The organism is Nocardia sp. NPDC020380 (assembly GCF_044386975.1).
GTDB lineage: Bacteria > Actinomycetota > Actinomycetes > Mycobacteriales > Mycobacteriaceae > Nocardia.
Window position 1 is genome coordinate 410839 of the sequence record NZ_JBIRVQ010000004.1, and the last position, 13625, is coordinate 424463.

The 13625-nt window shown below is 65.5% G+C and carries 17 protein-coding genes; 9 read left to right on the plus strand and 8 right to left on the minus strand.

Annotation, left to right across the window (positions count from 1 at the left end):
• Positions 1-36: 36 nt before the first annotated feature.
• The 5 genes from ACH438_RS12695 to ACH438_RS12715 all read left to right on the plus strand — a co-directional run bounded on the left by ACH438_RS12695 (position 37) and on the right by ACH438_RS12715 (position 4963).
• The gene (locus ACH438_RS12695) at positions 37-1410 is read left to right on the plus strand and encodes an ABC transporter substrate-binding protein (protein ID WP_397004392.1); all 1374 of its coding nucleotides are present in this window, start codon (positions 37-39) and stop codon (positions 1408-1410) included.
• Positions 1407-2264 (plus strand): metallophosphoesterase, encoded by an 858-nt coding sequence (locus tag ACH438_RS12700; protein ID WP_397004394.1) that lies wholly within the window; start codon positions 1407-1409, stop codon positions 2262-2264. Before ACH438_RS12695 ends, ACH438_RS12700 begins: the two co-directional genes overlap by 4 nt.
• Positions 2265-2369: 105 nt before the next feature.
• Positions 2370-3281: a carbohydrate ABC transporter permease gene (locus tag ACH438_RS12705; protein WP_397004874.1), complete on the plus strand. Its 912-nt coding sequence runs from the start codon at positions 2370-2372 to the stop codon at positions 3279-3281.
• On the plus strand, positions 3274-4113 hold the full coding sequence (locus ACH438_RS12710) for a carbohydrate ABC transporter permease (RefSeq protein ID WP_397004396.1): 840 nt from the start codon (positions 3274-3276) through the stop codon (positions 4111-4113). The genes ACH438_RS12705 and ACH438_RS12710 overlap by 8 nt, the downstream gene beginning before the upstream one ends.
• Before the next feature lie 16 nt (positions 4114-4129).
• Positions 4130-4963: an alpha/beta fold hydrolase gene (locus tag ACH438_RS12715; protein WP_397004398.1), complete on the plus strand. Its 834-nt coding sequence runs from the start codon at positions 4130-4132 to the stop codon at positions 4961-4963.
• 10 nt (positions 4964-4973) lie between these two features.
• Here ACH438_RS12715 and ACH438_RS12720 read toward each other — a convergent pair whose 3' ends face one another.
• On the minus strand, positions 4974-5555 hold the full coding sequence (locus ACH438_RS12720) for a helix-turn-helix domain-containing protein (RefSeq protein ID WP_397004400.1): 582 nt from the start codon (positions 5553-5555) through the stop codon (positions 4974-4976).
• Positions 5556-5628: 73 nt separating this feature from the next.
• Here ACH438_RS12720 and ACH438_RS12725 point away from each other — a divergent pair, with 73 nt between their 5' ends.
• Positions 5629-7185 carry a DHA2 family efflux MFS transporter permease subunit gene (locus ACH438_RS12725; RefSeq protein WP_397004402.1) on the plus strand — a complete coding sequence of 519 codons (1557 nt, stop codon included), beginning with the start codon at positions 5629-5631 and terminating at the stop codon, positions 7183-7185.
• Between the two features lie 10 nt (positions 7186-7195).
• Here ACH438_RS12725 and ACH438_RS12730 read toward each other — a convergent pair whose 3' ends face one another.
• Both ACH438_RS12730 and ACH438_RS12735 read right to left on the minus strand, forming a co-directional pair.
• Positions 7196-8143, minus strand: coding sequence for a heme A synthase (locus tag ACH438_RS12730; protein WP_397004404.1), 948 nt, complete (start codon positions 8141-8143; stop codon positions 7196-7198).
• A gap of 81 nt (positions 8144-8224) precedes the next feature.
• Positions 8225-8530: a hypothetical protein gene (locus ACH438_RS12735; RefSeq protein WP_397004406.1), complete on the minus strand. Its 306-nt coding sequence runs from the start codon at positions 8528-8530 to the stop codon at positions 8225-8227.
• A 257-nt stretch (positions 8531-8787) separates the two neighbouring features.
• On the opposite strand from ACH438_RS12735, the gene ACH438_RS12740 reads away from it, so the two are divergent.
• Together ACH438_RS12740 and ACH438_RS12745 are read left to right on the plus strand one after the other, a co-directional pair.
• Positions 8788-9678, plus strand: a complete 891-nt coding sequence (locus tag ACH438_RS12740) for a helix-turn-helix domain-containing protein (RefSeq protein WP_397004408.1) — start codon at positions 8788-8790, stop codon at positions 9676-9678.
• The gene (locus ACH438_RS12745) at positions 9675-9866 is read left to right on the plus strand and encodes a DUF397 domain-containing protein (RefSeq protein ID WP_397004410.1); all 192 of its coding nucleotides are present in this window, start codon (positions 9675-9677) and stop codon (positions 9864-9866) included. The genes ACH438_RS12740 and ACH438_RS12745 overlap by 4 nt, the downstream gene beginning before the upstream one ends.
• Before the next feature lie 621 nt (positions 9867-10487).
• Here the strand turns inward: ACH438_RS12745 and ACH438_RS12750 are convergent.
• From ACH438_RS12750 to ACH438_RS12770, 5 genes are all read right to left on the minus strand, one after another.
• Positions 10488-10967: a DUF4241 domain-containing protein gene (locus ACH438_RS12750; protein WP_397004412.1), complete on the minus strand. Its 480-nt coding sequence runs from the start codon at positions 10965-10967 to the stop codon at positions 10488-10490.
• 253 nt (positions 10968-11220) lie between these two features.
• Positions 11221-11625, minus strand: a complete 405-nt coding sequence (locus ACH438_RS12755; protein ID WP_397004414.1) for an SRPBCC family protein — start codon at positions 11623-11625, stop codon at positions 11221-11223.
• An 82-nt stretch (positions 11626-11707) separates the two neighbouring features.
• Positions 11708-12097 (minus strand): hypothetical protein, encoded by a 390-nt coding sequence (locus ACH438_RS12760; RefSeq protein ID WP_397004416.1) that lies wholly within the window; start codon positions 12095-12097, stop codon positions 11708-11710.
• A 115-nt stretch (positions 12098-12212) separates the two neighbouring features.
• On the minus strand, positions 12213-12683 hold the full coding sequence (locus tag ACH438_RS12765; protein ID WP_397004418.1) for a PPOX class F420-dependent oxidoreductase: 471 nt from the start codon (positions 12681-12683) through the stop codon (positions 12213-12215).
• A 154-nt stretch (positions 12684-12837) separates the two neighbouring features.
• Positions 12838-13101, minus strand: a complete 264-nt coding sequence (locus ACH438_RS12770; protein WP_397004420.1) for a hypothetical protein — start codon at positions 13099-13101, stop codon at positions 12838-12840.
• A gap of 73 nt (positions 13102-13174) precedes the next feature.
• Between ACH438_RS12770 and ACH438_RS12775 the strand changes: the two genes are divergently transcribed.
• Entirely contained in the window at positions 13175-13597 is a 423-nt protein-coding gene (locus ACH438_RS12775; RefSeq protein ID WP_397004422.1) for a DUF4189 domain-containing protein, read from the plus strand.
• Positions 13598-13625 lie beyond the last annotated feature (28 nt).

Here is a 13625-nt window from a genome sequence, read left to right on the forward strand (position 1 = left end):
ACCGAATTTCGTACCATCACTCGACGAGGAGTTCCCGTGAAACGCACCGTGCCCGTCCTGGGCCTGGTGTTCGCCGCCGCCCTGGCTCTCACCAGCTGTGGGCTGAGCGGCACCACCGCCACCGATGCCACCACCACGGCATCGCAGGTCCCCGAGCTACGTCCGGATCAGCAGGTCTCGATCGTCTTCGAGTCCTACAACTACGGACTGGCCGGCCCCTGGACCGACACCTTCAATGCCCTGATCACGGATTTCTCCAAGAAGTTCCCCAATATCAAGGTGACCGCGCAGAAGCCGCAGGGCAACAGCCCCAACCCGGCCACCGACACCATCTCCAGCATCCAGAACCAGATGGTCGCGGGCGCGCCGCCGGACGTGGCCCAATTGGGTTTCAGTGACCTGGATTTCACCATCCACCAGCTGAACGCCAAGCCGCTGGACACGCTGTTCGGCAAGGACGCGGTGCAGCAGAACTTCGACGGCGCGAAGTACGCGTTCGCGCCCAAGGCGCGCACCCTCGACGATTGGGACGGCCACACCTACGGTGTCCCCTTCGTCTTCTCCACGCCGGTGCTGTATTACAACGCCTCGCTGTTCAGCAAGGCCGGGCTGGATCCGGCGAACCCGCCCGCCACCTGGCAGCAGGTCGCCGATGACGCCAAGGCCATCACCAGCAAGACCGGTCAGGGCGGCGTGTATGTCGACTGCCTGACCAAGACCGCCAAGGACTGGTGCTTCCAGTCGATGGTGCGGTCCAATGGCGGCCGGGTGATCTCCGAGGATCGCAAGACCCTCACCTACGCCGACGCGCCCGCCGTCGAGGTGACCAAGATGGCGCAGGATCTGGTGAACTCGGGCAGCATGCCCAAGCTCGACCAGAAGCAGGGCTACGAGTCCTTCGCCCGCGGCGAGATCGGCATGATCCTCGAAACCAGCGCCATCCAGGGCACTTTCGTGGCCGGCGCCAAGGACAAGTGGGACCTGCGTTCCGCGGCCATGCCGCGCTACGGCGACAAGCCCGCGGTGCCCACCAATTCCGGTGCGGGACTGCACATCCTGTCCAGCGATCCGGCCAAGCAGCGCGCCTCCTGGGAGCTGATCAAGTTCCTCACCAGTGAGGACAGCTACACCAAGATCGCCCAGAACATCGGCTACCTGCCGCTGCGCACGGGCCTGCTGACCGCGCCCACCGCGCTGGCCGGCTGGGCCGCCCAGAACCCGCTGCTGACACCGAATGTCGCGCAGCTCGCCACCATGGAGCCCTGGGTTTCCATGCCCGGCAACAACTATCTGCAGATCCGGGACAACATGATGGACGCGGTCGAATCGATCGTGTTCCAGGGCAAGGATCCGCAGTCCACTCTCACCGCCGCCCGCGATCAGGGCGCCCGACTCCTGCCGGCATCATGAACGAACTCACTCTGGTCCAGATCACCGATACGCACCTGCGCGCGGCCGGTGAGAACGTGCTGGACACCGTGGATACCCACGCGGCACTGCTGCAGGTCCTCGATAAGCTCTGCACGGGCGGGCGGCGGATCGACGCGCTCATCCTGTCGGGCGATCTCACCGACGACGGCTCCCCCGAGGGGTACCGGCGACTGCGCGCCGCGGTCGAACCGGCCGCCGCCGAGCTGGACGCCCAGGTGCTGTACGTGATGGGAAATCACGACGAGCGCAGCGCCTTCGGCGTCGAACTGCTCGGGCACGATCCGGGAACCGTGGATATCGGGCAGCCGCACGATCAGGTCATGGATGTGGGCGGGCTGCGGGTCATCGGGCTGGACAGCACCACCCCGCGCCGGCACGACGGACGGCTGGAGCACGAGCAGCTGGCCTGGCTGCGTACGCAATTGCGGGAGCCCGCACCGCGGGGCACGCTGCTGGTGCTGCACCATCCGCCGCTGCCCTCGGCCATTCCGGCCGCGGAGTTCCTCAAGCTGCAGGACGCCGAGCTGCTGGCCGAAGTGATCAGCGGCACGGATGTGCGGATGATCCTGTGCGGCCACAACCATATGACCGCGGCCTCGGTGCTGGCCGGGGTTCCGGTGTGGGTCGGGCCCGCGCTGGCGTATCGCATCGACGCCATGGCGCCGGTGGGGCATCAGCTCGGCGTGGTCGGGTCGGGGTTCACCCGGCTCGATGTGCTCGACTCCGCGATCATCGCCACCGCGGTGGAGACGACGCCCACCACCGCGCTCTACGACAAGGCCGATACCGAAGTACAGGAACGTCTTTCGGCCCTCGCGGCGGAGGCCGGGTAGCCGGTGTTCGTCACAGTCGCTCCACAGGAGGCGCCGCCGGTGATCGCTTCGGCACCGGCGGCGCCGCCGCGTTCCGCCGCGCCGGGCCGGGGATCGCTCGGCCGGGTGTCGCTGGGCAGCGTGCCGCGCGGCCGGGTGCTGTTGCGCCGGGTGCTGCGGATCGCCGCGCCCTATCTGTACCTGTCGCCCGCGCTGGTGCTGCTCGCCGTGTGGACGTATCAGCCGCTGGCGCAGGCGTTCCAATTGTCCACCTACTCCTGGAATCTGCTGCCGACCTCGCCGATGCGGTCGGTCGGTACGGCGAATTACGAACGGCTGGTGCAGCTTCCGGCGTTCTGGTCGTCGCTGGGGCGGACCGGGGTGCTGATCGCGGGGCTGCTGCCGTTCACCATCGTGCTGCCGGTGCTCATCGCGCTGGCCAGCCGGCAGGTGCGCGGTCGCGCCCGGACCTTCTATCACGCACTGATCTTCACGCCGTTCCTGGTCGCGCCGGTGGCCGCGGCGGCCGTGTGGCGCTGGCTGCTGCATCCGCGCACCGGGTTCGTGGACAGCACGATCGGCTCCCAGCGCAACTGGGTGTACGACGCGCAGACCGCGCACTGGGTGATCATCGGCATCACCGGCTGGCAGCTGCTCGGCTTCGCGGTGCTGGTGGTGTGGGCCGGATTGGCCGGCATCAGCGGCGATTACGACGAGGCGGCGCGGGTCGACGGGGCCAGTCCGGGGCAGATCCGGCGCTGGATCACCCTGCCCATGCTCTCCCCGACCCTGTTGTTCCTGGTGCTGACCACCGTATTGCTCAGTCCCACCCTCACATTCCCGCTCATCGACACGCTGACCCAGGGCGGCCCGGCACAGGCCACCACGAACATCTACTACCTGCTGTGGGACTACGCCTTCCACACCTTCGACGCCGGATTGAGCGCCGCCGCGGGAGTACTGCTGTTCATCGGGTTCGGCGCGGTGGCCGCGGTGCTGGTCTGGATCTCGGAAAAGGTTGCCTTCCACGATGACTGACACAACTTCCACCGGTGTCGCGTTCACCGAACGACTGCGGACCGCCGGCAGCCATGTGCTGCTGGCGGTCACCGCCGTGGTGTGCGTGTTTCCCATCTATTGGCTGTTCGCCACGGCGCTGCGGCGGCCGGAGGACGTCACCTCACTGTCGCCGGTGCCCTGGCCGTTGTCGGTGGCCAACTTCTCGGATGCGGCACGGCAGGTGGATATCACCGGGCTGATCGCGAATACCTTTATCGTGGCGGCGCTTTCGGCCGTGGGGCAGCTGTTGATCGCGCTGCTCGCGGCGTATGCGTTCGCGATGTATGCGTTTCCGTTGCAGCGGCTGCTTTATCTGGCCTTCGTGGGGACCTGGCTGGTTCCCTTTCAGGTGACCATGCTGCCCAATTACATTCTGCTCACGCGGATGGGGCTGCTGGACACGCTGATCGGTGTCGTGCTGCCGACGCTGTGTTCGGCGCTGGGCATCATGCTGCTGCGTCAGCATATGGCTGCGTTCCCGAAAGAGCTGGTGGCGGCGGCCCGAATCGACGGGCGCTCCTCGTGGTCGATTCTGTGGACGGTGGTGGTTCCCAATCTCCGGCCCGCGCTGGCCGCCCTGGGGATCCTGCTGTTCATCAATGCCTGGAACGAGTACTTCTGGCCTGCGGTGGTGCTGCGGCATTCCAACAGCGTTCTCCAGCTGGGGCTGCGCAGCTTCATGGGGACCGAGGGCGAGCAGTGGGGGCCGCTCATGGCGGTGGCCGGGCTGGCCTGCCTGCCCGTTCTGCTGCTCTATCTGCTGCTGCAGCGTCACATAGTCAATGCGTTCGTCCGTTCCGGGCTGAAGTAACGTCGCCTGGGAACAGGTGGCGAAGGGATGGGTGGCCGTGCAGTACTCGGAGACCGAGCAGCGGTATGCGAAGGCCGAGGACGGCGTCCGGATCGCCTATCAGCCGCGCGGTGAGGGGTTCCCGCTGGTGTTGCTCGCCGGTCAAGCGAACAACCATCACTGGTGGGACCACGTTCGCGATGATTTCCATGTCGCGCGTTCCACGATCACGTTCGACTATCGCGGGCTGGGGGCGAGTGACAAGCCCGAGGGGGCTTACAGCACAGCGGGATTCGCGCGGGACGTCATCGCGGTGCTCGACGATCTCGGTATCGAGCGTGCGGATGTCTACGGCACGTCCATGGGCGGGCGGGTCGCGCAGTGGTTGGGCGCGCAGTACGCGGACCGGGTGCGTGCGCTGGTGCTGGGCTGCACTTCCTCCGGTGGGCCGCACAGCATCGAATCCGACAATGAGGTGCGCAAGACGCTCGTGCGGCCGGAACCGGGTGTGGCGCGGCAGGCTTTGCTCGAATTGATGTACACCCCGGGCTGGCTCGCGACCCATGCCGGTCCGTACAACACGCTCGGTGATCCCGACATGCCGACGCATGCCCGGCGTGGGCATCTCGCCGCGAGCCGGCACCACGACGGCTGGGATCTGCTGCCCGAGATCAGTGCGCCCACCCTGGTGGTGCACGGTAGCGACGACATTCTCAATCCCGCCGCGAATGCGCCGCTGCTCGCGGAACGTATTCCGGGTGCTCGCCTGCATATCGTCGAGGGTGCGCGGCACGCGTATTTCGAAGAGTTCCAAGCTGTTGCGGGTCCGCTCGTGCTGGATTTCCTGGAAAACGCACGGCCGCAGCACTAACTGGGGTAGGTCACCGCGTCGGGGCGGGTTCGTCGGCGGACTGGTGGCCGCGGTGGGCGTCGCGGTCGAAGATGCCCAGGATCTCACAGGGGCGGCCGGCGGCGCCGATGGCGTGCGGGAGCATGGTCGGAAACTCTGCGGCCTGGTTGGTTTCGACGCGGAAGCGGCGGTTGCCCAGGAGCAGGATCGCGGTGCCGGAGAGGACGACGAACCATTCGTGGCCCGGGTGGGCGCGCATGCGGGCCGGGTTGTCGGGCGGCGGGTTGGTCATGCGCTGGCGGACGACGGTCATGCCCGGGCCGGTCTTGATCGGCCAGCGCATCAGGCCGTGGGCGCCGTCGATCGCCGGGTTGGTGATGACGTCGTCGGTGGCGGTTTCGACCAGCTGATCGAGGGAGGTGTCCAGGGCGCGGGCCAGCGTGACGAGCTGGTCCAGGGCCAGGCGGCGTTGACCGTTCTCGATGCGGCTGAGCGTGGACTGGCTGAGGCGGGCGCGGGTGGCCAATTCCTCCAGTGACAGGCCCTGGGCCACGCGTAATGCGCGGATGCGTTTGCGTACCAGGCCGTCCAGGTCGCCATCTTCTTGCTCCATCCGCAAGAGTGTATGCCTCTGAGGCAAGACGCGGTTAGCGTCGGATTCACCTTGTCCCGCCCGAGAGGAATCCATGAATACGCCCCGAACCGCTCAGGTGAGCGGCCACACTGGCGACAGCCCGGCACTACCCGGCGCCGCTCAGCGCCGCACGATCCTCATCGCCGTCTGTATCGCGTTGATGGCGGTCATCGCCTCGGTCTCCGGCCTCAATGTCGCTCAGCCCGACCTCGCGGTCGCCTTCGACGCCTCGCAGAGCACGATCCTGTGGATCATCAATATCTACACCCTCACCCTGGCTGCCCTGTTGCTGCCGCTCGGCGCGCTCGGTGACCGCCTCGGCCGCAAACCCATGCTGGTCGTGGGCTTGCTTGTCTTCGGAATCGCCAGTGCGGCAGCAGGTCTCGCGCAGTCGTCCGAGGTCATGCTCGCCGCTCGCGTGCTCTCGGGTGTGGGCGCCGCAATGATCATGCCCATCACCCTCGCCGTCATCACCTCGACCTTTCCTGAGGAGGAACGCGGCCGCGCGATCGGCGTATGGACCGGTGTCGCCGGCGGGGGCGGCATCCTCGGCATGTTCCTGTCCGCCGCCCTGGTCGACCTGGCGAGCTGGCGCTGGTTGTTCGTCCTCCCCGTGGTCCTGGTCCTGATCGCCCTGATCATGGTGCTGCGCTCGGTCCCCGACTCCCGCGAAAAGTCCGGTCACCCTTTCGATCTCGTTGGCGCCCTGACATCGATCCTCGCGATCGTCGGCCTGATCTTCGTCCTCCAGGAAGGTCCCGTCCAAGGCTGGACCGCCCCCGCGACTGTGGCCGGTCTGATAGCGGGCCTCCTGGCCACCATCGCCTTCGTGGCCTGGGAACTCCGCCGCCGCGATGCGGCCCTGCTCGACGTCCGCCTCTTCGCCGAACGCCCCCTCGCCAGCGGATCCCTCACGCTACTGGCAGTTTTCGGCGTCCAGGCAGGCATCTTCGTAGTTCTCTTCCCCTTCTTCCAAGCGGTCCTGGGCTGGTCCGGCCTCCTCTCCACCCTCGCCCTCATGCCCATGGCCATCCTGATGATGATCGCCTCCGGCCTGGCCCCCCAACTAGCCGCCCGCATAGGCCCCCGAGCCACCATCTCCACCGGCATCCTCCTGGCAGGCGCCGGCCTAGCAGCAATGGCCCTCATGGTCTCGGTCTCCGGCGGCTACCCGTCCCTCCTCCCCGGCATGCTGGCCATGGGCTTCGGCATGGGCCTCTCCATGACCCCCTCCACCCAAGCCATCACCACCACCCTCCCCCAATCCCGCCAAGGCGTAGCCTCCGCCCTCAACGACGTAACCCGAGAATTCGGCACCGCCCTAGGCGTAGCCCTCCTGGGCGCCCTCCTCTCCTCCGGCTACCGCACCGCCATAAACCCCCGCCTAACCGACATCCCCCCAGCCCCCGCGAGCTCGGCGCGAGAAGGAATCGCCAACGCCCTCAACGCCGCAAACCAAGCAGGCCCCCAATCCCAATCACTGATCCACGCCGCCCAACAGTCCTTCGTCGAAGGCTGGCAACAAGCCATGTGGGCAGGCGTGTTTGTCATGGCAGCCCTCCTCCTCATAGTCACATTGACGGGCCGCCACCAACCGAATACCCCTTAACCAGCCCGCTTCATGAGTCAATGGGCTGCGGCAATGGCGACGTTTCGAGGAAGATGCGGATTGCCCCGATGAAGACCAGCGCCGCCCCCAGCATGTGCACCACGACAACCGCATTCGGCAACCCGGTGACCGACTGAACGATTCCGACAACCGTCTGCACGCCCAGAATCACCAGCATCCAGGTAATACGCAGACGGAGTGGGCCACCGGGCGAGCTTGCCCGCCAGATCATCACGGCCACAACCACGACCGCACCAGCGAAGAAACCGTGGATCCAAGTCACCACGGTCCAATCGAACGGCATCCGCGGCACCTCCCCCGAATCACCGGCGTGGGGCCCGGTCCCGGAAACCGCCGTCCCCACCACCATCAATACGGCAGTGCCGGCCAACAGCATCCTCGCCAGCCGCCGCTCCCCCGGCGCGATCGCCGCTGGTGGTCGGCCACCGGCAGACCCGCCTCGCTGAACCAGGTCCCACGTCACCGTAGCCGCAGCCAAAAGTAATGTGGCAGCGAGGAAGTGCGCCGCAACCAGGTAGGGATTCAACCGCGCCAGCACAGTCATCCCGCCCACCACAGCATTGAGCACAATCACCCAGAACTGCACCCACGCCCACCGAACAACCTGCGGCTGCGCATCCCGCTGCAGCCGCGCCACCACAATCAACACCCCGACAATCACACAAACAACATCCGTCAGCATCCGATTGACGAACTCGACAACCGCGTGCACTCCCATAGCCCCCGTCGGCGCCAGCGCCCCACCCGAACAAGTAGGCCAATCCGGACACCCCAACCCCGACCCGGTAACCCGAACAATCCCCCCACCAACAACAATCGCAATACTGGCCACAACCGCCGCCCCAGCCGCCCCCGTTACCCACCCACGACCGAACCCAACTCTCCCCTCGATAAGGGAGAACGGACTCTTCCGCACCAGCCCCGCAGATCCGAACATCCTGCCACGCTAGTTAATTCACTTTGGGACTCAACACCGGGGTGGTGACGTGTGCGGACCCCGCCCAGGCACGTTGTCTGCTCAGTTCACAGGAGCGGCGTAGCGACGAATGACCTCCTCGACCGGCCGCCCCATCCAATGGGCGTCGAACGGCTCAGTGCCATCGAGGATTTCATCCAGAATCGCAGCCCTATCCAGGGTGGCCGGAATGCGGTGCGTCTCCCGTGCACTCACCACCACAGCAAGCAACACCGCCGCATAAACCCGCGCCCGAGGCACGGTCAACCTCCACCTACACCCCTCCACCTCCCGAATCCGCGCCTCCACGGTCTCGAGCACATCCTGAATCACCTGCAACTCGATCGACCCGAGGTCATCACACGGCATGACGACCCCCCAATCGCACTGCGCCGTCACCGAAACGCTCGGTGACGGACTGAGCCGACCAAAGGTTCGAACTGGACATCATGATCTCCTCTTTGCCGCTGCTGTGTCCTCAGCACACCACCAAAGTCCGCAGGTCCCAGCGAAATCGGACGTTCCGAACACGATTGTTCCGAACCACCAGAGCGGGTTCCGCGCCCGGCGTACTGTCTGTTCCGCGATGGCGTGTGTTTCGTTCCGAAAATGCCGAGGATGCAGACATGGCCGATGACGATGAACCCTCCACACTGCCGCGGCGTCAGCTCGGTCGATTTCTACGGGAAGCACGCGAAGGCCGCGGATTCTCGATGGATCGCGCTGCAGGTCTCGTGGAGCTGAGCAAGACCGCGCTGCACCGTATCGAGACGGGTGGGGTGAAGAAGATTCGTATCAGGGATATTCGGGCCCTGTGCGAGTTGTACGAGGTGAACGAGCCGGACACCGCCCGCGCCGTCGAGTTGGCCGAGCAGGCGCGAACGCCGTCCTGGTATACCGCGTTCGGTGGGCTCTACAGCGATGCGACGTTCAACATGTACGTCGGGTTGGCGGCCTCCGCGCAGCGGCTGATCGCCTATCACGAGATGGTCCTCGGGCTGGTGCAGACGGCGGACTACGCCAAAACGCTGATCAGTGCTTTCTATCGGGACAGCGATGCCGAGGAAATCGACCGACGCGTCGAGTTGCGCCTCAAGCGACAGACGATCATCACCCGCAAGGTGCAGCCGGTGAAGCTCGAACTGCTACTGCACGAATCGACCCTCCACCGAGTTGTCGGCGGCCCGCGAATCATGGCTGCACAACTGCGCCACCTTGCCGAGATCAGCACGCTGCCGAACGTTTCCGTACGTATCCAACCCTTCGCCGGCGGCTACGCCCGGGGAATCCTCCACGGCCCGTTCGTTATTCTGGATTTCGGCAACGATCTGCGCGGCCACCGCATAGAACCTCCCCTCGTGTACTGCGAAGGCAACGGCAAACCGGACCTCTACCTAGAGCACGCCGACGACGTCCAGCGCTACATTGACATTGCCTCGGCCATCCGCCGTACGGCACTGGACGAGGCTCGCACGCGAGACCTGCTCCGGCAGGTGGCAAGGAGTTACCAGTCATGAATGCCGATCTATCAGCGGCAGTGTGGTTCAAGAGCAGCTATAGCGGCGGCCAGACGGATTGTGTCGAGGTGGCGTGGCTCGGGGAAGAGGCCGTCGGAGTTCGTGATTCGAAGAATCCCACCGGCCCGGCACTGGTGTTCACACCAGGCCAATGGGATTCATTCGTACGCGGGCTTGCCGACCTATGAAGCGCCAGGCCACTGCGCCGGGGACTGATACACCGGTGGCGCCGGTGACACTGCGGAGATCCCCGAATTCGACCTGCCCCCAGCCGCGAGCGCCCCACCCGTCAGCACCAAACCGCCGACGAAGAGTGCCGCGCCGATCATGACCCGATCACTGATGAGCTCGCCCGCACGCTCCCGCACCGGCATGGTGTCCTCGCCTGGAGTGCTCTCCCCTCCCACCCATCGCCCCCAAGTGCATTCCTGCATCGCGGGGTTGTCTCGATTGGCCTCGCAGGTCAAACCGTTACTCAACGCCGACCGCGCAGAATCGTCACGCAAATCATGCTGAGCCATATACCCGAGACACATCATCACAGCCCCGGCAACAGCAATCAGCAGCCCGAATATCCCTGCAGTAACCCTCATTACCCCAACCCCTCCGGTATTCATCTACGAACGACCGCCACCACCTCATCAGGTCCAGGGCGCGTCGCCGCCGATATGCTAACGACCACGGCCGGACAACGCCGCCCTCGGGGTAGAGCCTGCCGAGGACCGAGTGGCACCTGACCGTGAAGAAACGGGCAGAATCTCGCGCTGAGGTGCCACTCGTGCATTTCCTCGGCCCGGTCGGCGTCGGGTTCAATCGTGGTAGATGATGCCGAAATCTAGGTGTAGGGCGGTCATTCGGCCGTCAGTAGCGCGGGTGGCCAGGAGTGGGTAGAAGCCGTCGCCCCAGCCGGATTGGCAGAAGACGATGTTTTGGTGGTCGGGGGCGAAGGGGACGATGGTGTTGGCGTACTGGGGGATTCGTGGGTCTTTGCTGAAGAGGTCGATCCAGGCGCCGGGGTGGCCGGTATCGAGGACGGTGTTGTAGAGGTCGTCGGGGATCTTGGCGACGGCCTGGGTGTCGACGAATCCGGCTAGGCCGGCGCCTACGGAGATGCCGTAGATCTTGCCGGGCGGGGCGGGTAGTTTTCCCTCGGGTGCGACGTTTTCGATGGTGGCGGGTGGATCGTCGTTGAGGATCAGGCTCAGGTAGGCGTTGCGGAGGCCGGTGGCGCCATTGGGTACGGGACTTCCGCGACTGACCCCCGGCGGAATCCTGATCCCCAACAGCATCGGCGAGACCCGCGGTCTGCTCGGCAGCCTGCCCAGGATCGGACGCGCTCTGCTGATGACGAAATGGGGCTCCACCGACGTCCGCACCGTCACCTGCGTCCCGAACCGCGACAACCTTCGAGCGCTCGCCGCCCTGCGCCCACATGAGCAGCCACCGCGCCCGCGGCAAAATCGCGATCGCCATCCGGCCCGACCGCGGCAGCGGCACAACCACAATCTAGCGTCGGCCCGATAGTTCGACTTCGCTTGTAGATCAGTCGGATTCGATGGTCTTCTTGAAGACGGTCAGAGCCTGGTCCATGGTGGCGGTGAACGGCGTGGCCATCGCATCGGGGAGGATGTCGCGGGTCCACACGAGACGGGTGGTGTTGTCATCGTGCAGAGCTACCTGCAGGGCCGAATTGTCGTGCAGCGGAATCGCGGTCCCGCCGATCACCGAGTAGACGAAGCGGCGAGCTTCCTCGTCGACGGTGATGAGGCGTTCGCGGACCACCGTGCCGTGCGCGAAGCTCACCTCACGAACGCCCTCACCCAGATCGGTACTGGCGGTAACCAGCCCGGGAGCCATCCGCAGTGGACCGCCGACGAAGTCGGCGACCACCGCCCACACGTCTTCCGGCGCGACATCGATGAGGATCTCTCGGGAGATCGAAGCCATGGCATTGCCCTTCCGCATCCGGAACCGTGATCCGATCATTGCAACCGGGCCGCGGAAGGAGCGGAGCCATAGGAACTTTCGATCACACGCCTCTGATACGGGCGCGAGCATCCGCCCACGAGAGCGGAATGTCCGCGGAGGTCGCCGTCGAGTCGGCGAAGTGCGGATTGCCGAGGCGCCCGGCCATGTCTTTCAACATCTCCGCATGCACACCGCTGTGCACGAACTTCTCCATGGCCTGCTCATCCGACCAGGCGGACAGTGTCCAGAACGTCTTGATGAACGGCTTCGCGTCCATCGTGTAACCGACGCATCCCGGCGCGGACTTGAGCTGGGTGCGGATCCTTATGGTCCAGCGCAGAAACCGTGGAACATCCCGGTAGCGGGTCAGTGGCAGATTGGTGGTCAGGACATGCAACTGATGTCCGTCAGCGGGTTTGTAGACTCCGGAGGACCAGGGCAGGGCGGGCATCGCAGCCCCTTCCGATCGATGTAGGCGGTCATCCGAGCGTGCCGGACGCCGTCGCCAGAGTCTCAGAATACTAAGGCGCACTTCCTCTTCGACCCGAAATCGAGTCCATCGACGCTCACGAAACCCGCGGACTGAGTTCCAGATACACCGTGTCCTCCGGCACCGCACCGAAGAAGACCCGGTCATAGAGCTGAGGCCAAACCCGGTAGATCGAATTGCGAGCCCGCTCAGCGCGCGGCCAGTCCGACTTATCGAGCAGACGCGCCGTAGCCCGCACCGCCGGCCCGAGCGGCTTCCCCCGCACATTGCAGGGCGCAATCAGTGCATCCGAATTGTTCTCGAGCCGCTTGATCTTCCCCGACTGTCGCTCGGTGAAGATGTAGACGAGCCCATCATCACCAACCCCGAACCACACCGGCGACGGCACCGCCTCCCCGCTCCGTCGAAACGTCACCAGCACCGCATGCCGATGCCCCCGCAACCCGTCGAAATCCCCTGCTGTCGCGTTCGATTCGCCGATCGAGAACGCACGACGATCCCGCAACGCGTTGTACACCACGTTCATCCCGCTGCCGAACTTCGCCAAGATGCCCATGACAACCGCCCTCCGGCACCGTATGTCGTGCCCAGACACAACGATACGGACGTAACGCGGCCTCCGGTCGAATACAGCTGCACCCGAGCGGTCGCGCGCCAGCCGGATCACGACGGTGCGGATGTGGAAGACTGCGGCAGCGCGACTACTCGCCCACGGCTGCACCATGGTCACCGCCGATGTCGGCGTCGACGGCGTACTCCACCTCGTCGAACTCGGCGGCGTGAACAGCTGGGGCATCTACGGCTCCAGCGTCACCGATTTCATCGCTGCGATGGAAGCGGAGGCCCTCGCTCGCCACAACGCGCGAACCAACGCTCAGTCCCGTCAACCGCTTCTCGAGGTCTACCACCGGGGCATACCGGCCAGCAAAGCAAGGATGCGCCATCAATCGGTTGGTTTCCAGCACAACTCGAGAGTTGGACATTTCGGACAATCTGGGCATGATCTTGGTGTACGCGTTCAGAATGGGGAGTTATCAGATGTCTTTCGCACGCAAGATCACAGTCGGGGCTGTCGCGTTCGCGGCTCTCGCGGCCGGCACAGCCGCCGCCGGTACCGCGCAGGCGGAGGGGGATTCATTCGGGGCATTGGCCGCGGTCATCGATGGGCCCACCGGCCAGATGGTGCGCTACGGCTGGGGGGTCGCTTCCGACCCGGACAGCGCGGATGCTGCCGCGCGCAACGATTGCGGGTCCTCGAATTGCGTTGTCCTGCTGCGCTTCCAGAATGAGTGCGCCGCTGTCGCCAGGTACAAGGGTTACCCCTCGGTGTGGGCAGTCGGGCCTACCCGGGCCGACGCCGAGCGGAACGCGGTCACCACCCTGGGCCCGAGCACGGACCTGCTGGGGCCATTGAACATCCCTCAGCTCGGCAAGTCAGCCTGCACTGCGAACGCTCAATAGTCCCGGTCCCAGGCAACGTGCCCAAGTT